Below are 19675 nucleotides of genomic sequence, written 5' to 3' on the forward strand. Positions count from 1 at the left end.
ATCAGGCGATGCGGGAACTCGGCTTCGACGAGGCCGAGGCCCACGCCCGCGCCACCACGCTGCTCTACGCAGGTATCGGCTTCGTGCACGCTCACGGACGGCTCGGCGAGGCAACGGCCGACGATCTGCGCATCTTCCTGGACATCCTGACGCGGAAGTGAGTCACCCGGTGGCCAGCCGCCACTGACCGCCGACGTTTTCCACCAGCCCGTCGATGTCCAGCCGTGCCAACGCCGCCCGGACGGCCGGCACCTCGAGCCCCGCCGCGAAGGCGATCTCCTGAATACCCACGCCACCCCTACCCGGAATCGCGTCGTGCACGCGCAACTGCTCGGCGCTGAGCCCGTCGGTCGGTTTCGCCCTCCCCCGACCGATGTCTCCCCCGCCGTCGGGCCGGACGAGGTTCACCGCCGACGCGACGTCGGAGACCAGCACCGCCAGTCCGTCGGCGATCATCCGATGACACCCGACCGACGTCGCCGACGTCACCGGCCCGGGCACCGCACCCAGCGGTCGGCCGAGTTTCCGCGCCCAGGCGGCCGTGTTCGCCGCGCCCGAACGTCTGCCGGCCTCTACGACGACGGTCGCACCCGACAGTGACGCGACCAGCCGGTTACGGGTGAGGAAGCGATGTTTGGCGGCGGTCGTGCCCGGCGGGTACTCGCTGATGATCGCGCCGGTCCGGGCGATCTCCGCCAACAGCGCGGAGTGCGCAGCCGGATAGTCGCGGTCGATACCACAGGCCATCACGGCCGCGGTCACCCCACCGGCCGCGACGACGGCGCGGTGCGCCACCCCGTCTATGCCGAAGGCGCCACCGGAGATCACCGCGAAGCCCTCGCCCGAGAGCCCCGATGCCAACATCTGCGTGACGTGCCCGCCGTACGGCGACGCCGCGCGGGACCCGATGAGCGCGACCGATGCGGTGGCGAGGTCGTCGAGCCGGGCGGGGCCACGCACCCAGAGCGCCAGTGGCTCGCCGCCGCGTGCGGCGGTGTCGGCCTGGCCGAGGGCGAGGAGCGCCCAGGCCGGCCACTCCGGATCGGATCTGGTGACCAGCCGTGCACCGATCGCGGCGGCCGCGTCGAGATCCTCGGTCGCACGGTCGGATTCGTGTCGGGCTGCCGTCGCGGCCAGGACCGGTTCGTGACCGTCCGGGACAGCCCGGTTGCGGATCGCCGATGCTGCGTCCACCGGACCGACCTGATCCACCAGCGCGATCACGTCCGCACACGGCGGCTCGGCCACGCGCGCCAGGTACGCCCATGCCGTCATCTCCGCCGGGTACTTGCCACTCACCACGTTGCTCCTCGGTCTCGGTACAGAAGTGCTTGCGCGACATCATCTTCGACGGGTTGATCAGTGCCGCGTAGATCGCTCAGGGTCCAGGCCAGTCGCAGCGCGCGGTCGGCGCCACGGGCCGTCACGCGCCCGTCGCGGAGAAACAACTCGATGGGCCGGAGAACATCGGGCGGGAGCCGGAACTTCTGCCGGAGTGCGGCTCCCGGCACCTCGGCGTTGGTTCGCCAGCCGAACTCGGACCATCGCTCGACCGCTGCCGCACGCGCCGCGGTGACCCGGGCACGGACCTCGGCACTCGACTCCCCCGTCCCGCTCATCAGCGCGGCGTTGCCCGGCGGATCCATGCGGACGCGGATGTCGACACGGTCGAGCAGCGGCCCCGACAGCTTGCCGAGGTACCGGCGTCGCACGACTGCGGTGCATACACAGTCGACATCGTGCGCGGGTGCGCATGGGCACGGATTCGCGGCGAGGATGAGCTGGAACCGCGCCGGGTACGACGCGACGCCGTCCCGCCTCGGCACCCGCACCTCGCCGTCTTCGAGGGGTTCCCGCAGGGATTCGAGGACTTTCGCGCTCATCTCGGCGCATTCGTCGAGGAACAAGACGCCCCGGTGTGCCTTGGAGACCGCGCCCGGCCGGGCGAATCCGGTTCCGCCGCCGAGCAGCGCCGTCGTCGAGGAACTGTGGTGCGGCGCGACGAACGGCGGCTCGGTGATCAGCGGGCGTCCCGGTGACAACTCCCCGACCAGCGAGTGGATCGCCGTCACTTCTAGCGAGTCCTCGATGCCCAGCGGTGGCAGTATGCCCGGGAGCCGACGTGCGAGCATGGTCTTCCCGATGCCGGGCGACCCGGTCATGAGAACGTGATGTGCTCCTGCCGCTGCGATCTCGAGTGCATGCCGCGCCTCGTGCTGACCCACCACGTCGGCCATGTCCGGTATCGGCGGCGGCTTCGTGGGCGGCGTCCGCTGAAAATTGTCCAGTACGAGGTCACCGGCGAGCCAGGCGGCCACCTCCTTGAGACTCGACGCTCCCCCGACGTCCACCCCCTCGACCAGCGTCGCCTCGGCCACGGTCTCGATCGGCACCACCGCACGTCGATAACCCGCCTGACGGGCGGCGATCACCGCGGGCAGTACTCCCGGGATCGGCCGGACGTTCCCGTCGAGCCCGAGCTCACCGAGGAAGATCGTCGACGTCAGCTTCTCCGACGACACCTGTTCTGTCGCAGCAAGAATCGCGACTGCCATGGACAGATCGAAACCCGAACCGACCTTCGGCATGTCCGCCGGCGACAACGCCACCGTCACCTTCAGGTCGGGGAATTTGAACCCCGAGTTCTTGACCGCCGCCCGCACCCGGTCGCGCGCCTCACGCACCGACGGGTCCGGGTTACCGGTCACCGCGAAACCCGGTAACCCCGACCCGACGCTCGCCTGCACGTCAACGACCCGCGCCGCAAAGGCATTGAGCCCCACCGACTGTGTTTGCCCCAACATGCGAGTCAGTCTCTTCGGGAATCGCGGATTGAAACGGCGTAGCGACTCCCCGACGCGCTATCTGTGGAAGGAAGACGGGTTGTCCACCGCCCCGGACTATGGCTTGGGATCGTCGACGAAGACCTTGAGCGTCCGGCCGTCGTCCTGATAGCTCAGTTCGATCGAGACGTCGTGCCTGCTGTAGACGCGACCGCGACCACCGGTCGTGTGATCGATGACCTCGAAGCGTGTGACCTTCTCGTACTCGGACATCGGGCAATTGTCGCGCCTGCATACCTCCGAGTCGAGCGGTTTTCTCCGACTCCGGCTCGGTGAATACCGTTGATGCACAACTCCGTAACGAGGAGACGGCTGTGGATCAGAATCGAATCTTGTCGGTGGCCGGGTTTACATTGGTTGTCAGCAGGTGAGGCGGCCGACCAGGCCGGTACTGCAACACTTCTGGGGGCAGGGTGTCGGGGAAGCGGATTGATCCATCGGGCGAGGTTCTCGCCGGGATCGATTCTGCCCACCCCTACGACCCCGCCCACCCCTACGACGCCGACATGTACTCCCTTATGGACGAACTCAAAGCGTCCCAGCGTCGCGAATCTCACGAGCAGTGGATCCGCTATCAGACGGTGCACGCGATCGCCGAACGCTGCATAAGCACCCGCAACACCTTCGACGGCGGGATCGTCGTCACCGGTGAGGCCGACTGCGTCCAGCGGGTGTCGCGCCAGTTGTCTTTGACACGACGCCAAGCCGAGATCCTCATCGACGAAACCATCACCCTGCACGAGAACCTGCCCGAGGTACTCGACACCCTGCGCGATGGCATCACGACCCGTTGGCAGCTGCAGGTGATCGCATCCCGCACCGCACTCATCCCCGCCGACTCGTCGATCATCCCGATCCTCGACGCCGACATCGCCGCCAACCTCCGCACCAAGAAGGGCGCGTGGAGCCGCGCACGCCTGCGAGACATGGTCGACCGCCTGGTGTTCCGCCACGACCCCGACCTGGTACGCGAACGCCGCAAAGAAGCCCTCGACAACCGGGGCATGTGGATCGACATCCTCGACGACGGCACCGGCGTGTTCTCCGCGGTCATGTCCGCGGAAAACACCCGCATCGCTGCCAAAGCCGTCCGCGCACTCGCGGACTCGGTGTGCAAACACGACGGCCGCACCGTCGGGCAACGCAACTCCGATGCGGTATTCGCCCTGTGTACGGGCACCGCGTTCGAATGCCTCTGCGGTCGCGACGACTGCACCGCCCAGGTCCGTGACCTCGGGGACGTCGTCGCGTCGGTTAGCTCCGAGGTCCGCATCCACGTGGTCACCGACGCAGCCACACTGAACGGCGCACCCGGGATCGGCTGGATGGACGGACACGGCGTCGTCATCGACGAACATGTCCGTGACCTCGCCGCCCGACCCGATGCCGTCATCACACCGCTGACCCCGGTCAGGACCCCTCCGATGGGCGTGGTCGCCGAGACCGACGGTCCCGACACAGACGACACTCCCGCGCCGTCGACCGAGCTGGTCATCGTCTACCCGGGCTCCCTGCCGTCAGATCCGTACCGGCCAACCCAAGCGTGCGCGGATTTCGTGCGCAGCCGGCACGGCTACTGTGGCGAACCCTTCTGCGACCACTCGGCATTCGACTCAGACCTCGACCACGTCGCCGAATTCGACCGCCAGAACCCCTCCCGGGGCGGCGCGACTTCGAGCGAGAACCTCAACCCAAAATGCCGGTACGGGCACCTGCACAAGACCTTCGGCGACTGGATCGACGTCCAGTACCGCGACGAAGACGGCCGCCTGATCACCGAGTGCATCACCCCCGAGGGACACCGCATCCTCGGTGACGCCGAAACCCTGGAAGACCTCTTCCCCAACCTGCGCCGCATCCGCTTCGAGCAACCCGCCCAGGCCCCACCCACCCCGCGGGTCATCACCGGTGACGACACCCCGCCACCGAACAACCGAACCGCCGCGAAGCACGCCCGGCGGAGGGCCGAACGTGCCCGTAACCGGCGCGAACGCGAACGCCGCGGGCAAATCGACGGACCGGCGCCGTTCTGATCGATCGCCCTCGCTAGGCTCGACAACCGATGAGTGACGGAACTTTCGACGACGCGTTCGTCGACGACCTGAACCGACTCTTCCGTTGGCGCCGCGACGTCCGCCGGTTCAGTCGTGAACCGCTCGAGCCGCATCTCCTCCCCCAGATCCTCGAAGCGGCAGAGCTCTCACCGTCCGTCGGCAACAGTCAGCCCTGGCGGTGGGTCGAGGTGCAGACCTGGTCGGCGCGGGAGGCCGTGCGCGACAGCTTCGTCCGCTGCAACGCCGAAGCGCTCGACGGGTACACCGGCGAACGCGCACAGCTGTACTCGTCACTCAAACTCGCCGGCCTCGACGACGCTCCGGTCCACCTGGCCGTGTTCTGCGAGCCCGATGCCGACCAGGGCCACGGCTTGGGTCGCCAGACCGTGCCGGAGACACTCGAGTACTCCGTCGTCACAGCAATCACCACGATGTGGCTGGCGGCTCGGGCCCGTGGCGTCGGCATCGGGTGGGTGTCCATCCTCGAGCCCGACGAGGTGGCCGCCGCCCTCGCGGTCCCGTCCACCTGGAAGCTCGTGGCCTACCTCTGCGTCGGATATCCCGAACAGAAGAACGACATTCCAGAACTCGAACGCGTCGGCTGGCAGTCGCGCACCGAGTCGGAGAAGCGGCACCTCATCCGCTGACACCGGATCGTGACCCATCTCGGGGCCTTCTGTGACACAACTCTAGTAACAATAGTCACGTCCACAACTTCAGCAACACCTGTCACACGGAGGTCTGAGTGCCCAGCCGTTTCACCAAGGGTGTCCGACTGGCGCTGGCGGGAGCTTTCGCACTCGGTACCTCCGCGATCGTCCTGACCGCCGGTACCGGCGTCGCCGAGGCCGCACCGTGCGGCAACCCCGGTGCGGGGTCCGGCTTGTTCGGTTCCTCGGGTTCGTCCGGAAGTTCCACCAGCCCCGAGCGTGGGCCGCAGGGCCCGCTCCCCGTCTACAACGGGAACATCTCGAAGGTTCTCAGCTGGGTCACCGGGCCGCGCAGCAACAACGACACCTACGACCGCTTCGGCATCAGCGGCACCGACCTCGGCATCGCCTGGGACAACGGCCGGGGGCAGACGTTGATGGCGTTCGGCGACACCTTCGGCAATTGCAGTGTCGCCGGTCAGGAATGGCGGCACAACGTCCTGCTGCGCACGAACGACGACGACTTCACCGACGGGAAGATCACCATCCCCGACGGCGTCGCCGGCGACGTGAACTCGGGCACCGTGATCAGGGGTCGAGCGAACTACGCCGAGGAACTCATCCCCTCGCTGGGCATCGCGAACATCGAGGTCACCACGATCCCCACCGCGGCCATCTCGCTCCCCCACGACAACGGATTCCGGCAGTACATCAACTACATGTCGGTACGGTCCTGGGGCTCGGCAGGCAACTGGATCACCAACTACTCGGGTATCGCCTACTCCGACGACAACGGTCAGACGTGGAACAGCGACCCTGACACCATCCTCATCAACGCGCCGATCGACCTCGCCCTCCCCGGCAACCTCCGCGCGATCGACGTCAACAACGGAAAGTTCCAGCAGAACGCGTACATGCGCGGACGCCCCGACACCGCCAACGAAGCGAAGTACGTCTACCAGTTCGGTACGCCCAACGGCCGTTTCGGCGCCGCATTCCTGGCGCGGTTCGAACCCGGCGACATCCGCAACCTGGACAACTACGAGTATTGGTCGGGCGAGCGGATCGGATGGGTTGACGACATCAGCAAGATCCATGACACCGAAGGGGTCGTCGTCCGCCAGCCGGTCAGCGAACTGTCCGTGGCGTGGAGCCCCTCCCTGAACAAATACCTCATGCTCGACGGGGACAACGGGATCCGGCTCCGCACCGCGGACCATCCGGAAGGCCCATGGAGCTCGCCGCGCAACATCGTGGCCCCCGGCAACCCGGTGGTCTACGGACCGATGATGTTGCCGAGCTCGCCGGCACTGACGGGCACGGGAAAAGAGTTGTACTTCAACGCCTCCCGCTGGAGCGACTACAACGTCATGCTGATCCGCTCCGACCTCGGCAAGTTGTAGCCCACGCTTCGAAGACTCACTCGTGGACTCCGCGGTGGTGCCTCACACGCACCGCCGCGGCGTCGTCGGGAGTGAAGCCATCCAATTGCACGCTGATGACGTCGAACCGGATCTGATGCCATCGTCGTTCCTGCCCCGTGAGCCAGGTCCGGGCGAGCCGGCGCATCCGGGCGAGCTTGTCCGGGGTCACGGCCATCACGGCGTCGTCGAAGGTGCGGCTGGCACGCGTCTTCACCTCGACGACCACCAGCGTGGGACCGGCCCGGTCTTGCGGGTCGACGGCGATCAGGTCGAGCTCGCCATACCGGTTGCGCCAGTTGCGCTCCAGCACAACCCAACCGAGTGAGCCGACGAACTCGGCGGCGATGTCCTCCCCCAGCTTGCCCACGTGCGCGCGGCGATTGCTCATGCGCTGAAGGTTCCCCGAACACGACTCGGCCGCGGCGGGAACACACCCGCCGCGGCCGAATCTGTGGAGAACCACCCCACCACGCACAGGGTGGCCGGATCACCCCATGAGAGTTCAGGGCTCGTCGGGAAGCCGTAGCTCCGGCTTCTCGAGCTCCTCGATGTTGACGTCCTTGAAGGTGATCACCCGAACCTGCTTGACGAAACGCGCCGGCCGGTACATGTCCCAGACCCAGGCGTCACTCATCCGAAGCTCGAAGTACACCTCGCCGTCGGTGTTGCGGGGAATCATCTCGACCGCGTTGGCAAGGTAGAAGCGCCGCTCGGTCTCCACCACATAGGTGAACTGGCCGACAATGTCCTTGTACTCGCGGTACAGAGAGAGTTCCATCTCGGTTTCGTACTTCTCGAGATCCTCAGCACTCATCCTGTAAGCCTATCTCTGTCGTCGTTTGCGCTGGAGACCACTCGTGCCGCGACGTTCCGGTACGACATGCGGTGTTGTGGTGACGGTCCCGCCGCATCGATGCGGGACATGTGAAGAGCAGTGCTGTATCCCTTGTGGATCGCGAAATCATAGCCGGGCAGGTCGGCGTCCATCGCGACCATGATCCGATCCCGCGTCACCTTCGCGATGATGCTCGCGGCCGCGATGCAGGCCGCGGCCCCGTCACCGCCGATCACGGGGAGTGACGGCGCGGTCAGACCGGGGACCACGAATCCGTCGGACAGCACGTATCCGGGAGTCACGTCGAGTGCGGCGACCGCTCGGCGCATCCCCTCGATGTTCGCGACATGGATGCCGATCCGGTCGATCTCGGCGGCGTCGATGATCACCGCGCTCCAGGCGTGCGCGTACCGGGTCACCGACTGGTACAGCGTCTCACGGGTCTTCTCGGTGAGCCGCTTGGAGTCGTCGAGGTCGGCGAGGGAGGCCAGCTGCGTCGGTTTCAGCACGCATGCCGCGACCACCAGCGGCCCGGCGCACGCACCGCGACCGGCCTCGTCGACCCCCGCGACCGGGCCGAGGCCCTGCCGGTGGAGCGCGAACTCGAAGGTCCGCAGTCCGGCTGCCCGACGGACGGGCGAACGCGGTGGCCAGCGGCTCATGGTGTCTGCAATCCCCACACGGTCATTGCTGAGGATTGATCGACCCGACACCACCGATCCGCGAGAAGGGATAGATGATGGTCCGGACCTTGCCGCGAATGTCGCTGACCGGAACGGTGCCCTGGTACTGGTCGTCGACGTGGTACCGCGAGTCCTGCGAGTTGAGGCGGTTGTCGCCCATCACCCACACGTTGCCCTCGGGCACCTTGATCGGACCGAAGTCGGGGCCGAGGCACGGCGGCAGCTTGTCGCTGACCCCGGAAGCGGGCCCGAAGGCCGCCAGGGTCTCGCGCTGCAGCTCCATGTTGATGTACGGCTCGCGCAACGGCTTGCCGTCGACCTTCACGCCGACACCCTCGTCGTTGCGGCACTCGATGGTCTGCCCGCCGGTCGCGATCACGCGCTTGACCAGATTGTTCTCGTCGGGCGGTGCGAAACCGAACCACGACAGCGCATCCTGCATCTTGTGCATGACCGGGTTGGTCGATCGCGGGGACACCCAGGCACCGTTCCATGATTCCGACGGTCCCTTGAAGACGACGACGTCACCGGGCTCGGGGTCCCCGAAGCGGTAGACCAACTTGTCGATGACGATGCGATCGTTGGTGCACCCGTCGCAACCGATCAGAGTCGACTCCATCGACTCCGACGGGATGACGTACTGCCGGCCGATGAAGGTCTGCAGCAGCCAGGTGAGGAGCAGGACGCACCCCACGATGATCGCGACCTCGCGCAAGAACGAGCCGGAACCCGACTTGCGATTGCCGTCCTCGGCCTCGTCCGGATCGGACTTCAACCGCCAGGGACGCTTCTCACCGTCGTTGCCTTCGGTGTCAAGGTCGCGATCGTCGCTGGGTCGCTGTGTGTCGGCCACCTCGTCAGGGTAGACGCGTCAGCGCTTTTCCTTGATCTTTGCGGCCTTGCCGCGCAGATCACGCAGGTAGTAGAGCTTGGCGCGACGGACGTCACCGCGGGTGAGGACGTCGATCTTGGCGATGTTCGGGCTGTGCACCGGGAAGGTGCGCTCAACGCCGACGCCGAAGGACACCTTGCGGACGGTGAAGGTCTCGCGGACGCCGCCACCCTGGCGACGGATCACGACACCCTTGAACACCTGGACGCGTTCCTTGCTGCCCTCGATGACCTTGACGTGGACGTCGAGGGTGTCGCCGGGGCCGAACTCCGGGACATCGTCGCGAAGGGACTGCTTGTCGAGGAAGTCGAGCGTGTTCATTGGTTGGGTCCTATTCTGGCGTGAACGTTGAGCAGAGGAACCTGGCGGGCCTTGCGGCTTCGGACCGGTTCATACTCCGAGTCGTCGGTGCCCGTCACACGGGACAGGCAACCCGACTATTGTGCCAGAGACACCCCGGTCGGACGAAATCGCCGGTCAGCGCTGTGAACCGGGCGCCATCGCGACCACGTCGGCGGCCCGCAGCGCCGACACGGTGGCCGAGTCCATCGGGGTGGCTGCGGCGATCGCCGTGGGAGTGATCCCCGAGCTCGTCATGTGTTCGACGATCGCGAGTTCGGGTGCGCGCCCGTTCGCGGTCAGCGCCTCGTCGTCGGCGAGTTCGAGCCCCGCGCGCTGGTACGGCTGCGGATCGTTGGTCCCGACGACGACCACGCGGCGCCCACGGGCTCCGACGCCGACGCCGACCGCGGTCCGGAACCAGCCCGCGATGGTCGGCGGCACCGTCGACTGCAGGGCGTCGGCGCGGCGGCGCAACCAGGTGAGGTCTCCCCCGGCGGTGTCCCGGTCGGCGCCCGACGCGGCGGCGCCCACTGCGGCACCCAGGCCCGCGGCCATCGCTCCGGCACCGCCCATCGCACCCATCGGGGCGAACGGCATCATCCCGCTGGTCGCCGCGGGCGGGGTTCCGCCGGCGGATTGTCCGGCCTCCTCGGATCGTTGGGTGTAGTCGTCGCCGGCAGCCGTCAGGGCCAGACGTCCGGCGCTTGCCGCACTCACCCGCCACGAATCGTCCCCGACCTCGGCGAAGACCTCCGCACGATGCCGGTCACGGTCGGCGACGAGGGCGATCGTCGTCAGCTGCTGCTCGGTCTCCACGACGACATCGGCATAGGTGTCCAATGACGCGGCCATGGCGCGAAGCCGTTCGGCGACGTGGGGCAGGGACTGTGGTCCGGCGCCGGTGACCTCGGCCAGCCCGTCGACGACGGCGTCGCCGAACTCCCCCTCGACGGCCGCGCCGCCGGCGGCCGGCGATGAGTACGCGGCGGTGGCCGAGACGACCACGTCGGTCACCCGTTCCACGGATTCGGCGAGGGCGCGTGCCCGTCGTGCGGCCTCACGGAGCGACCTCGGGTCCGCGCCCGGCCACACCCCCGGTGCGAGTTCGTCCGCGATCTGTCGGGGCGCAGAGTTCACCGCGGGTCACCGAGTTCGAAGGCTGCTGCGGCGTCGGTATCGGCGGCGGCGAGCGACTCGACACCGGAGGTCAGCGCCCGCCGATGTTCGGCGAGGCGCGCGACCGCGGTCCGCAGCAGGTCACTCGACTCGATGCTCGCGGGACCGAAACCCCGGCGGAAGGCCATCGCCCCCTCCCCGACCCCGACCGCGGTGTCGATGTCGGCGAGCAGTTCGACGAGTTCGGAGTGCACCGCACCCAGCCGCGACTCGGCGTTGGCCAGGCGCGCGGACAGATCCGCCGCGGTGCCCACGTCCGCGGCGATCCGGTTCCGGCGCCCTCCGGCCGTCATCGGGTGGTCCGGGCGGTGTCGAGACGGGCGTCGGCGTAGTCCACTCCGGAACCCGTTGCGGCAGCGAGAAGTTCACTGCGCCGGGTACTCAGCGCATGATCGGCTTCGGCGATGAGGGTGGTGAGGAGTTCGGAGAGCTGATCCGCACGGTAGCGACGCAACGCGGTGGGATCGATCGAGATGTCGACGGCGAGGCCGCGTGCATTGACGGTGACGGCGACGAGCCGGTCGCGACTGATCGCACGGGAGGTCAACGCCGACAGCGCGGCACGGGTCTGCGCGAGTTCGGCACGTTGACGGTCGAGTTCGTCGACCATGGCCTCATAGCCCTGCATCTGCCCTCCCCCGTGCGCTCGAGTTGTGCCGAATCCTAGCGGGGATCGGACTCGGGGCCATCGTGGGGATTCACAGGCTCGGAGAGAAGATCCGGCCGGCGGGCACGGGTCCGTTCGAGAGCCTGCTCGTGCCGCCACCGCGCGACCTTCGCATGATCGCCGCTGAGCAGCACCGGCGGGACGTCGAGCCCGCGCCAGCTCACCGGGCGCGTGTAGCTTGGCCCTTCGAGGAGCCCGTCGGAGAACGAATCCTCTTGGTGCGAGCGAGGATTCCCGAGGACACCGTCGATCAGCCGGACCGTCGCCTCGATCATCGCCATGACCGCGACCTCGCCGCCGATGAGGACGAAGTCGCCGAGAGACACCTCTTCGACACGCACCCGGCGCGCCGCGTCGTCGAAGACACGCTGGTCGATGCCCTCATAGCGGCCGCAGGCGAAGACGAGATGTCTCTCGGCGCTCCACCGCTGAGCGGTCGCCTGGGTGAACGGCACACCGGCCGGGGTCGGGACGACGAGAAGCGCGCCGTCGGGGCACACGTCGTCGAGACACGGCCCCCACACCTCGGGCTTCATGACCATGCCGGGTCCGCCGCCGTACGGCGAGTCGTCGACGCTGCGGTGCACATCGTGTGTCCAGTCGCGCAGGTCGTGGACGTCGACGCTGATGCGGCCGGCGTCGATTGCCTTGCCCAGCAATGCAACCCGGAGCGGATCGAGATATTCGGGGAAGATCGAGACGACGTCGAGGCGCATCACTGCGCGCCGTCGGCCGAGTCCGGATCGAGGAGACCCTCGGGCGGGTCGATCACGATGAGTTCGCGGGTCACCGTCGGGACGATCTGCCGCACGAACGGGATGAGGACCTCACGTCTGTCGGGGGTGCGCACCGACAACAGTTCGCCGCCGGGCATGTGCAGGACCGATTCGACGACACCCACCTCGGTCCCGTCGGTGAGCTGCACGGGAACGCCTTCGAGTTCATGGTCGTAGAACTCGTCCGGATCGTCGGACGGTTCGACCTCCGAGGAGTCGATGAGAAACAGGGTGCCGCGCAGGGCGTCGGCCGCATCGCGGCCGGCGACGCCCTCGAGAGACACCAACAGCCGCCCGGAATGTTCCCGGGCGGCTGTCACGGTGAATCCACGTTCTCCGCCACCGCGCGGCAGTCGGCCGCGCAGCACCGAGCCGCGAGCGAAACGCAGTTCGGGTTCGTCGGTACGGACGTCGACGACGAGTTCGCCACGAATGCCGTGCGACTTCACGACGCGTCCGACGACGAGATCCACGATGCGTTCGTCCTGCGAGTCGGCCGTCAGCGGTCGGTGTCGACGATGTCGACGCGCATGCCGCGTCCGCCGATACCGGAGACGAGGGTGCGCAGGGCGGTGGCCGTCCGACCGTTGCGGCCGATGACCTTACCCAGATCGTCGGGGCTCACGTGGACCTCGACGAGCCGGCCGCGACGACCGGTGACGAGGTCGACCCGGACGTCGTCAGGGTTCGAGACGATTCCGCGGACGAGATGCTCGACCGCGTCGGCGACCACAGCGCTCACGCGTCACCCTCGGCGGCAGGAGCCTCGGCGGCAGCTTCCTCTGCCGGGGCCTCGTCCTTCTTGGCGGCCTTCTTCTTCGGGGTGGTGGCCGCGGCGACCGGCTCGTTCTCGGCGGCGGCGAGCGCAGCGTTGAACACGTCGAGCTTGGACGGCTTCGCCTCGGCGGTCTTCAGGGTGCCCTCGGCGCCCGGCAGGCCCTTGAACTTCTGCCAGTCACCGGTGACCTTGAGGATCGCGGCCACAGGCTCGGTCGGCTGTGCGCCGACACCCAGCCAGTACTGGGCGCGCTCGGAGTCGACCTCGATCAGCGAGGGCTCTTCCTTCGGGTGGTACTTGCCGATGGTCTCGATCACCCGGCCGTTGCGGCGGGTCCGAGCGTCGGCGACGACGATGCGGTACTGCGGGTTGCGGATCTTGCCGAGCCGCGTGAGCTTGATCTTGACAGCCATGACTTCTTCTACTTTCGTGTGGTCACTGCGCAATTCTGCGACCCACCCGGAATGGTGGACCCGGTTTTGCGTCTGTTTCGGTGTGACCGTCGGGCGGCCGTGACCGCATCCGACGAACCGTCGAGCCATTCTGCCAGACCAGAGGCTCCGGAAAGAAATCCGGCATGTGGTTGTCCACCCCGCGAGAACAACCACATGCCGTACGTCGCCAACGCCACTTGCCTACCGATGAATTCGGCCCCCAGGCTTGCGCGACCCTCACCGAAACCCCGTTTTCACCCCCGGTTTCGGCGGGGTCTGCACTGAGCTGATCGGTTCGTCCCCTTACGAACCTGTGCAACGCGGTTGCTACCTTACGCGGCAGTAGGTAAACGCAACCAGCAGTCACCTTGTGGCGTTGCTCACAGAATGTTTCGGCCCGACGACACCACTGCCTGCGGATGACGCAGGACCCCCAGGTCATCGCAAGGGTTCTCGCCGTAGACCACGAAATCGGCGCGGTCGCCGTCGGCCAGGAGGTCGGCGCCGAGCCACTGTCGAGGTTGCACGGACGCTGCTGCGATCGCCCCGGCGTTGCCCAGACCGACCTTCGAGAGCGCCTCGATCTCGTCGACGATGCGCCCGTGCTCGACGAACCCGCCGGCGTCGGTCCCGGCGAAGATCGCGACCCCGGCCTCGCGGGCGGATTCGAACACCTTCGGCGCGTCGGCGTGCAACCGGCGCATGTGGGCGGCGTAGGTCGGGAACCGCTCGGCGCCGTCGGCGATGCCCGGGAAGTTCTCCACCTGGATCATGGTGGGCACCAACGCGATCGAGCGTTCGACGAGCTGATCGATCAGATCGGCGGTGAGCCCGGTGCCGTGTTCGATGCAGTCGACACCGGCTCCGATGAGGTCGACGAGGGCGTCGGTGCCGAAGACGTGCGCGGTGATCCGGGCGCCGTGTTCGTGTGCGACGGCGACGGCGGCCTCGATCTGGTCCCGCGTCCACAGCGGCGCGAGGTCGCCGGCGTCGCGGTCGATCCAGTCCCCCACGATCTTCACCCAGCCGTCGCCGGCCCGCGCCTGGCGTGCCACCTCGGCGGCCAGCTCGTCTGGGTCGTCGAGGTCGACTCCGTAGTCGCGCAGATAGCGCTTGGGCCGGGCGATGTGCTTGCCGGAGCGGATGAACCGCGGACACGCCGGATCATCGTCGAGCGGGTGGGTGTCGAGCGGTGAGCCGACCTCGCGGATCAGGAGCGTCCCGGCCCGGGCGTCGGCGTACGCGAAACCGCGGGCCTGCTCGATGTCGACGCCGAGGCCGGGTGCGATGCCGACGTGATTGTGGGCGTCGACGAGACCGGGCAGAATCCAGCCGCCGTCGACAGCGGTCTCGGCATCGGCGATGGCCGTGTGGCTGATGGTCTCACCGGACACCCAGAACTCGATCGGTTCGCCGGTGAGCGGATCGGTGCCGCGGTAGTGGCGGGCCGTGTCACCCTCCGCCGTGCCGCCCATCGGCTACTTCTTCTTCTTGGGCTGGAACTGGGAGACGTCGATGCCCTCGAGGCCCGGCGGCAGCTGGTCGAGTCCGGCGGGCATGTTGGACAGGTCCGGGAAGCCGGCGGGCATACCACCCGGCATCCCCGGGAAGCCACCGCGCACCTTCGGCGGCGTGGGACCGCGTCCCTTGCCCTTCTTCCCCTTCTTGCCCTTGCGGTTGGACTTCCGGTTCATCCCGCCCATGCCCATGCGCCCCGACATCTGGGCCATCATCTTGCGGGCCTCGAAAAAGCGGTCGACGAGCTGGTTGACCTCACTGACGGTCACGCCCGAACCGTTGGCGATACGCAGGCGGCGCGAGGCGTTGATGATCTTCGGGTTGTCCCGCTCGGCGGGGGTCATGCCGCGGATGATCGCCTGGACCCGGTCGAGCTGCTTGTCGTCGACCTGCGACAGCGCGTCCTTCATCTGGCCCGCGCCGGGGAGCATGCCCAGGATGTTGCCGATGGGTCCCATCTTGCGGATCATCAGCATCTGTTCGAGGAAGTCCTCGAGGGTCAGCTCACCCTGCGTGATCTTGGCCGCGGCGGCCTCGGCCTGCTCGGCGTCCCAGTGCTGCTCGGCCTGCTCGATGAGGCTGAGCACGTCGCCCATGCCGAGGATCCGGCTGGCCATGCGGTCGGGGTGGAAAACGTCGAAGTCCTCGAGCTTCTCGCCGGAGGACGCGAACATGATCGGCTGACCGGTGACCTCGCGTACCGACAGGGCGGCACCGCCGCGGGCGTCGCCGTCGAGTTTGGTCAGCACGACACCGGTGAAACCGACGCCGTCGGCGAAGGCCTCGGCGGTGGTGACCGCGTCCTGACCGATCATCGCGTCGACGACGAACAGCACTTCGTCGGGCGTGGTGGCGTCGCGGATGTCGGAGGCCTGCTTCATAAGCTCGGCGTCGATACCGAGGCGGCCCGCGGTGTCGATGACGACGACGTCGTAGTGCTTGGCCTTCGCCTCCTCGACACCGGCTCGGGCGACCGAGACCGGGTCGCCGGAGGTGACGCCGAGTGTTCCCTCGCCGCCGACGCCCGTGCCGGGGTGCGGCGCGAAGACCGGCACGCCCGCACGCTCGCCGACGATCTGCAGCTGCGAGACCGCGCCCGGACGCTGGAGGTCACAGGCCACCAGCAGCGGCGTGTGTCCCTGCTGCTTGAGCCAGTTGCCCAGCTTGCCGGCGAGGGTCGTCTTACCGGCGCCCTGCAGACCGGCCAACATGATGACCGTGGGCGGGTTCTTCGCGAACCGCACCCGGCGGGTCTCGCCGCCGAGGATGCCGATGAGTTCCTCGTTGACGATCTTGACGACCGTCTGGGCCGGGTTCAGCGCCGCGGAGACCTCCGCACCCTTCGCCCGTTCCTTGATCCGCGCGATGAAGGCGCGCACCACCGGCAGCGAGACGTCGGCCTCGAGCAGGGCGAGCCGGATCTCGCGGCAGGTGCGGTCGATGTCGGCATCGGAGAGCCGCCCCTTGCCGCGGAGGTCCTTCAGGGCACCGGTCAACCGGTCGGAGAGGGAATCGAACATGGGTCCCATCCTTCCATGTGGTTCCCCGGTCATTCCATTTAGGAGATCGGCACTCCGGACCGTCCCGTCCCGCCGGGCGTCTGCGGGCCGTCCTCCTCGTCACGCTTGGGCTGCGGCGGCGGGCACACCGCGATGATCGCGTCGGTGATCGTCGCACGCAACTGCTCGGTGTCGGCGGTTTCGGCATTCGGGGCCAACCGCAGGCTGAAGATGTCGACGACGGTCGCACCCAGGGTCGAGACCTTCGCCCACCGGATGTCGGCACCGAACTTCTCCAGCACCGAACTCACTCGGCTCAGCAACCCGATCCGGTCGTCGGACCGGACCTCGAGCAGCACCGCACCCTCGGCGGCGTCGGGCTCCGGGGCATCGAGCCAGGTCACCCGCGGCGGCGCGACCGCGAACAGTGCGGGCACGGCGTTCTTCGGGTGACCCGCCCCGTCGACGTCGGGATCGGTGCTGCCGGCACTCGCCCCGAGGCTCACCATCGTCCCAGGGAGAGTGCTGACCGAGGCGATCGTGGGTATCGGCGAATCCCGCTCGCGCGCGTCGAGACGCGCGAGGACGTCGAGCTTGCCGTTCACCGCGGCGATGAGCTGCTGGCGGAGCAGACCCGCGTCGGGCGGACTGCCGAACATCGGCACGACGATGAAGGAGTTGATCGCCTTGCCGTCGACGCTCTGGGCGCAGGCCTTGTGCGAGCGCAGACCGCCGAGCGCGAGCACCCCGGCCATCTTCGACAGCAGACCGGGCTGGTCCGGTGCCACCATCGTGACGTCGTAGGTGTGCTGACCGTCGGCGCGGACGAGCCGGACCGCGTAGTCCCCCTCGGCGGCGATCGCCAACTGCTCGGGGGTGAGCGGCTCGGGCACCGCGGGCGGGATGCCGTCGATGTGGCGCATGGACCGCCGGACGAGCTCGCCGATGAGTGAGGCCTTCCATTCTCCCCACACGCCGGGACCCGTTGCCAGCGAATCCGCTTCGGCCAGTGCCGCAAGGAGTTCCAGCAGCACCCGGTTGTGACCCAGGGTGGTGGCGACGAATTCGGCGGTGGCCGGGTCGTCGAGGTCGCGGCGCGTCGCGACCTGCGGCAGCAGCAGGTGGTGCCGCACCATGTCGGACAGGATCGTCACATCCTGCGGCCACAGGCCGAAGCGATTGCCGATCTGGACGGCGAGCTCGGCGCCGACGATGCTGTGGTCGGCGCCGCGCCCCTTCCCGAGGTCGTGGATGAGCGCGCCGAGAACGAGGAGATCGGGCCGCGAGACCCGCGTCGTCATCGAACTCGCATATGCCGCCGTCTCCACGAGGTGACGGTCGACTGTCCAGGTGTGGATCGCGTCGCGCGGCGGGAGGTCGCGAACCGCACCCCATTCCGGGAGCAGTCTGCCCCACAGTCCGGTGCGGTCGAGCGCCTCGATCGGGTCGACCATGTGGTGACCCGAGCTGAGCAGGACCAGCAGGTCGCTCAACGCCTCGACCGGCCACGGCTCCCGCAGTTCCGGTGCGTAGTCGGCCAGTCGGCTCAGGGTCGATGCGCTGATCGGCAGACCCGTCCGCGCCGACGCGGCGGCCACCCGGAGGATGAGTCCGGGGTCCTTGCTCGGAATCGCGTTGCGCGCCAACACGATCTCACCGTTGTGCTCGACCACGCCCTCGTCGAGCGGCCGACGCAGCGGTGAACGGCGCAGCTTGGCCAGCCCGCGACGCGGGAGAGCATTCCCCGCGGTCCGCAGACCGACGTCGATGGAATAGCTGATGGTTCGGGCGGAGTCGCTGATGACGCGCGCCAGGTCGAACCGGTCCCCGATCCGCAGCGCGGCACCGATCTCGTCGGCGTCCTGGGCGCGGACCTGCTCGCGCGGGCGACCAGCTATGCGGTGCAGCTCGGTCCGGATGTCGAGGAGACGCTCGTACGCGACCTGCGGTCCGGCGCCGGGGGAATCCGGCCGCAGATTCGCCATTCCGTCGGTGAGCTGGGCGATCGCCAGGGCACCGAGGAGCTGGACGTCGCGCAGCCCTCCTCGACCGTTCTTCAGGTCGGGTTCCGCGCGGTGCGCGATGTCGCCGGCACGACGCCAGCGATCCTGCGCATGGGCGACCACGTCGGGGAAACGATTACGGATGTCGTTGCGCCACTGCTGGCGTACGCCACCGATCAGCAGGCTCGACAGGTCCTCGTCGCCTGCGATGTGGCGGGCCTCGAGCAGGCCGAGGGCGGCGGTCACGTCCTCGCCTGCGACCTGCAGCGCCTGCGGCACGGTCCGGACGCTGTGGTCAAGGGGAATGTTGGCGTCCCACAACGGATACCAGAGCCCGTCGGCGACCTCGGACACCCGCTCGACGGGCATGTCGTCGTGCAGCAGGATCAGGTCGAGGTCGGAGTACGGCAGCAGTTCGCCGCGTCCCAGACCGCCGACCGCGACGATCGCGAATCCGCTGTGGGACTTGATGCCGAGCTCGGCGCCCTTGCTGGTGAGCCAGAACTCGTGCAGGTCGACGAGCACCTGGCGGAGCGCCGGTGCGTCGAGTTTCCCGTTCCGGCTCGACTCGGTGAGCTGCCGGCGGGTCTTGGCCAGGTCGGTGGCGGCTACGGGAGGCTCCTCGGTCTCGGGGGTTGAACGGTGCGGCCCCGCGCCCGACTCGTCGTCGGACGCGGGGCCGCGCTGGGGTTCAGAAAGGGCACGAGCTCACTTACAGAGCGTCGCCGCCGCGCTCGCCGGTGCGGACGCGCACCACCGACTCGACCGGCGAGACCCACACCTTGCCGTCACCGATCTTGCCGGTACGGGCGGCCTCGACAATCACGTCGACGACCTTGTCCACGGCCGAGTCGTCGACGACGACCTCGACGCGGACCTTCGGCACGAAGTCGACCGAGTACTCGGCGCCGCGGTAGACCTCGGTGTGGCCCTTCTGGCGTCCGTAACCCTGGACCTCGCTGACGGTCATACCCAGGATTCCCGCCTGCTCCAGGCCGGCTTTGACGTCCTCGAGCGTGAACGGCTTGACGATTGCAGTGATCAGCTTCATTTGTTATCCCTCTCCACGGGTGTCAGCGTAGTAGCGATTTGGCGTGAGCG

At 68.1% G+C, this 19675-nt stretch carries 22 protein-coding genes and 1 pseudogene; 4 read left to right on the plus strand and 19 right to left on the minus strand.

What is annotated here, in order from left to right:
- Positions 1 to 161 (plus strand): annotated as a pseudogene (locus GOALK_RS24565) (TetR/AcrR family transcriptional regulator); the annotation flags it as partial.
- Position 162: 1 nt separating this feature from the next.
- Here GOALK_RS24565 and dprA read toward each other — a convergent pair.
- The 3 genes from dprA to GOALK_RS24020 form a co-directional block, all read right to left on the minus strand.
- The gene (gene dprA / locus GOALK_RS05970) at positions 163 to 1275 is read right to left on the minus strand and encodes a DNA-processing protein DprA (protein ID WP_196222050.1); all 1113 of its coding nucleotides are present in this window, start codon (positions 1273 to 1275) and stop codon (positions 163 to 165) included.
- Positions 1276 to 1295: 20 nt separating this feature from the next.
- A complete protein-coding gene (locus GOALK_RS05975; protein WP_006357904.1) occupies positions 1296 to 2804 on the minus strand; it encodes a YifB family Mg chelatase-like AAA ATPase in 1509 nt (502 codons plus the stop codon).
- Positions 2805 to 2900: 96 nt separating this feature from the next.
- Positions 2901 to 3056, minus strand: coding sequence for a hypothetical protein (locus GOALK_RS24020; protein WP_006357905.1), 156 nt, complete (start codon positions 3054 to 3056; stop codon positions 2901 to 2903).
- 200 nt (positions 3057 to 3256) lie between these two features.
- Between GOALK_RS24020 and GOALK_RS05980 the strand changes: the two genes are divergently transcribed.
- The 3 genes from GOALK_RS05980 to GOALK_RS05990 all read left to right on the plus strand — a co-directional run bounded on the left by GOALK_RS05980 (position 3257) and on the right by GOALK_RS05990 (position 6950).
- Complete coding sequence (locus GOALK_RS05980) at positions 3257 to 4876, plus strand: DUF222 domain-containing protein (RefSeq protein WP_006357906.1); 1620 nt, start codon at positions 3257 to 3259, stop codon at positions 4874 to 4876.
- 29 nt (positions 4877 to 4905) lie between these two features.
- The gene (gene bluB / locus GOALK_RS05985; protein ID WP_006357907.1) at positions 4906 to 5544 is read left to right on the plus strand and encodes a 5,6-dimethylbenzimidazole synthase; all 639 of its coding nucleotides are present in this window, start codon (positions 4906 to 4908) and stop codon (positions 5542 to 5544) included.
- 98 nt (positions 5545 to 5642) lie between these two features.
- Positions 5643 to 6950 (plus strand): glycoside hydrolase family 183 protein, encoded by a 1308-nt coding sequence (locus GOALK_RS05990; protein WP_006357908.1) that lies wholly within the window; start codon positions 5643 to 5645, stop codon positions 6948 to 6950.
- A gap of 16 nt (positions 6951 to 6966) precedes the next feature.
- On the opposite strand, the gene GOALK_RS05995 is transcribed toward GOALK_RS05990, so the two are convergent.
- The 16 genes from GOALK_RS05995 to GOALK_RS06070 all read right to left on the minus strand — a co-directional run bounded on the left by GOALK_RS05995 (position 6967) and on the right by GOALK_RS06070 (position 19625).
- Positions 6967 to 7359: a YraN family protein gene (locus tag GOALK_RS05995; RefSeq protein ID WP_006357909.1), complete on the minus strand. Its 393-nt coding sequence runs from the start codon at positions 7357 to 7359 to the stop codon at positions 6967 to 6969.
- 114 nt (positions 7360 to 7473) lie between these two features.
- Positions 7474 to 7785: a DUF2469 domain-containing protein gene (locus tag GOALK_RS06000; protein ID WP_005198978.1), complete on the minus strand. Its 312-nt coding sequence runs from the start codon at positions 7783 to 7785 to the stop codon at positions 7474 to 7476.
- Complete coding sequence (locus GOALK_RS06005; RefSeq protein ID WP_035754153.1) at positions 7782 to 8468, minus strand: ribonuclease HII; 687 nt, start codon at positions 8466 to 8468, stop codon at positions 7782 to 7784. The genes GOALK_RS06000 and GOALK_RS06005 overlap by 4 nt, the downstream gene beginning before the upstream one ends.
- A 22-nt stretch (positions 8469 to 8490) precedes the next feature.
- Entirely contained in the window at positions 8491 to 9342 is an 852-nt protein-coding gene (lepB, locus tag GOALK_RS06010) for a signal peptidase I (protein WP_006357911.1), read from the minus strand.
- An 18-nt stretch (positions 9343 to 9360) separates the two neighbouring features.
- Positions 9361 to 9702, minus strand: coding sequence for a 50S ribosomal protein L19 (gene rplS / locus GOALK_RS06015; protein WP_005198975.1), 342 nt, complete (start codon positions 9700 to 9702; stop codon positions 9361 to 9363).
- A 156-nt stretch (positions 9703 to 9858) separates the two neighbouring features.
- Positions 9859 to 10860: a hypothetical protein gene (locus GOALK_RS06020; RefSeq protein WP_006357912.1), complete on the minus strand. Its 1002-nt coding sequence runs from the start codon at positions 10858 to 10860 to the stop codon at positions 9859 to 9861.
- Positions 10857 to 11192 carry a hypothetical protein gene (locus GOALK_RS06025; protein WP_006357913.1) on the minus strand — a complete coding sequence of 112 codons (336 nt, stop codon included), beginning with the start codon at positions 11190 to 11192 and terminating at the stop codon, positions 10857 to 10859. The genes GOALK_RS06020 and GOALK_RS06025 overlap by 4 nt, the downstream gene beginning before the upstream one ends.
- Complete coding sequence (locus GOALK_RS06030) at positions 11189 to 11527, minus strand: YbaB/EbfC family nucleoid-associated protein (protein ID WP_006357914.1); 339 nt, start codon at positions 11525 to 11527, stop codon at positions 11189 to 11191. The genes GOALK_RS06025 and GOALK_RS06030 overlap by 4 nt, the downstream gene beginning before the upstream one ends.
- 35 nt (positions 11528 to 11562) lie before the next feature.
- Positions 11563 to 12282, minus strand: a complete 720-nt coding sequence (gene trmD / locus GOALK_RS06035) for a tRNA (guanosine(37)-N1)-methyltransferase TrmD (protein ID WP_006357915.1) — start codon at positions 12280 to 12282, stop codon at positions 11563 to 11565.
- On the minus strand, positions 12282 to 12815 hold the full coding sequence (rimM, locus tag GOALK_RS06040; protein WP_006357916.1) for a ribosome maturation factor RimM: 534 nt from the start codon (positions 12813 to 12815) through the stop codon (positions 12282 to 12284). The genes trmD and rimM overlap by 1 nt, the downstream gene beginning before the upstream one ends.
- 26 nt (positions 12816 to 12841) lie before the next feature.
- A complete protein-coding gene (locus tag GOALK_RS06045; protein WP_006357917.1) occupies positions 12842 to 13084 on the minus strand; it encodes an RNA-binding protein in 243 nt (80 codons plus the stop codon).
- Positions 13081 to 13533, minus strand: coding sequence for a 30S ribosomal protein S16 (gene rpsP / locus GOALK_RS06050; protein WP_006357918.1), 453 nt, complete (start codon positions 13531 to 13533; stop codon positions 13081 to 13083). The genes GOALK_RS06045 and rpsP overlap by 4 nt, the downstream gene beginning before the upstream one ends.
- A 401-nt stretch (positions 13534 to 13934) precedes the next feature.
- Positions 13935 to 15029 carry an amidohydrolase family protein gene (locus GOALK_RS06055; RefSeq protein WP_006357919.1) on the minus strand — a complete coding sequence of 365 codons (1095 nt, stop codon included), beginning with the start codon at positions 15027 to 15029 and terminating at the stop codon, positions 13935 to 13937.
- A 3-nt stretch (positions 15030 to 15032) separates the two neighbouring features.
- Positions 15033 to 16592, minus strand: a complete 1560-nt coding sequence (ffh, locus tag GOALK_RS06060) for a signal recognition particle protein (protein WP_006357920.1) — start codon at positions 16590 to 16592, stop codon at positions 15033 to 15035.
- Between the two features lie 38 nt (positions 16593 to 16630).
- Positions 16631 to 19171, minus strand: a complete 2541-nt coding sequence (locus GOALK_RS06065) for a [protein-PII] uridylyltransferase (protein ID WP_075862614.1) — start codon at positions 19169 to 19171, stop codon at positions 16631 to 16633.
- Between the two features lie 115 nt (positions 19172 to 19286).
- Positions 19287 to 19625, minus strand: coding sequence for a P-II family nitrogen regulator (locus GOALK_RS06070; RefSeq protein WP_005198965.1), 339 nt, complete (start codon positions 19623 to 19625; stop codon positions 19287 to 19289).
- Positions 19626 to 19675 lie beyond the last annotated feature (50 nt).

The sequence above is a fragment of the Gordonia alkanivorans NBRC 16433 genome (assembly GCF_000225505.1).
In the GTDB taxonomy this organism is placed as follows: Bacteria; Actinomycetota; Actinomycetes; order Mycobacteriales; family Mycobacteriaceae; genus Gordonia; species Gordonia alkanivorans.

Coding starts and splice junctions, on each gene's coding strand:
- GOALK_RS05975 (WP_006357904.1), bottom strand. CDS start 2,804: ATGTTGGGGCAAACACAGTCGGTGGGGCTCAATGCCTTTGCGGCGCGG.
- GOALK_RS06055 (WP_006357919.1), bottom strand. CDS start 15,029: ATGGGCGGCACGGCGGAGGGTGACACGGCCCGCCACTACCGCGGCACC.
- GOALK_RS06070 (WP_005198965.1), bottom strand. CDS start 19,625: ATGAAGCTGATCACTGCAATCGTCAAGCCGTTCACGCTCGAGGACGTC.
- GOALK_RS06025 (WP_006357913.1), bottom strand. CDS start 11,192: ATGACGGCCGGAGGGCGCCGGAACCGGATCGCCGCGGACGTGGGCACC.
- GOALK_RS05995 (WP_006357909.1), bottom strand. CDS start 7,359: ATGAGCAATCGCCGCGCGCACGTGGGCAAGCTGGGGGAGGACATCGCC.
- GOALK_RS06005 (WP_035754153.1), bottom strand. CDS start 8,468: ATGAGCCGCTGGCCACCGCGTTCGCCCGTCCGTCGGGCAGCCGGACTG.
- rpsP (WP_006357918.1), bottom strand. CDS start 13,533: ATGGCTGTCAAGATCAAGCTCACGCGGCTCGGCAAGATCCGCAACCCG.
- trmD (WP_006357915.1), bottom strand. CDS start 12,282: ATGCGCCTCGACGTCGTCTCGATCTTCCCCGAATATCTCGATCCGCTC.
- GOALK_RS24020 (WP_006357905.1), bottom strand. CDS start 3,056: ATGTCCGAGTACGAGAAGGTCACACGCTTCGAGGTCATCGATCACACG.
- rplS (WP_005198975.1), bottom strand. CDS start 9,702: ATGAACACGCTCGACTTCCTCGACAAGCAGTCCCTTCGCGACGATGTC.
- ffh (WP_006357920.1), bottom strand. CDS start 16,592: ATGTTCGATTCCCTCTCCGACCGGTTGACCGGTGCCCTGAAGGACCTC.
- GOALK_RS06000 (WP_005198978.1), bottom strand. CDS start 7,785: ATGAGTGCTGAGGATCTCGAGAAGTACGAAACCGAGATGGAACTCTCT.
- bluB (WP_006357907.1), top strand. CDS start 4,906: ATGAGTGACGGAACTTTCGACGACGCGTTCGTCGACGACCTGAACCGA.
- dprA (WP_196222050.1), bottom strand. CDS start 1,275: ATGACGGCATGGGCGTACCTGGCGCGCGTGGCCGAGCCGCCGTGTGCG.
- GOALK_RS06030 (WP_006357914.1), bottom strand. CDS start 11,527: ATGCAGGGCTATGAGGCCATGGTCGACGAACTCGACCGTCAACGTGCC.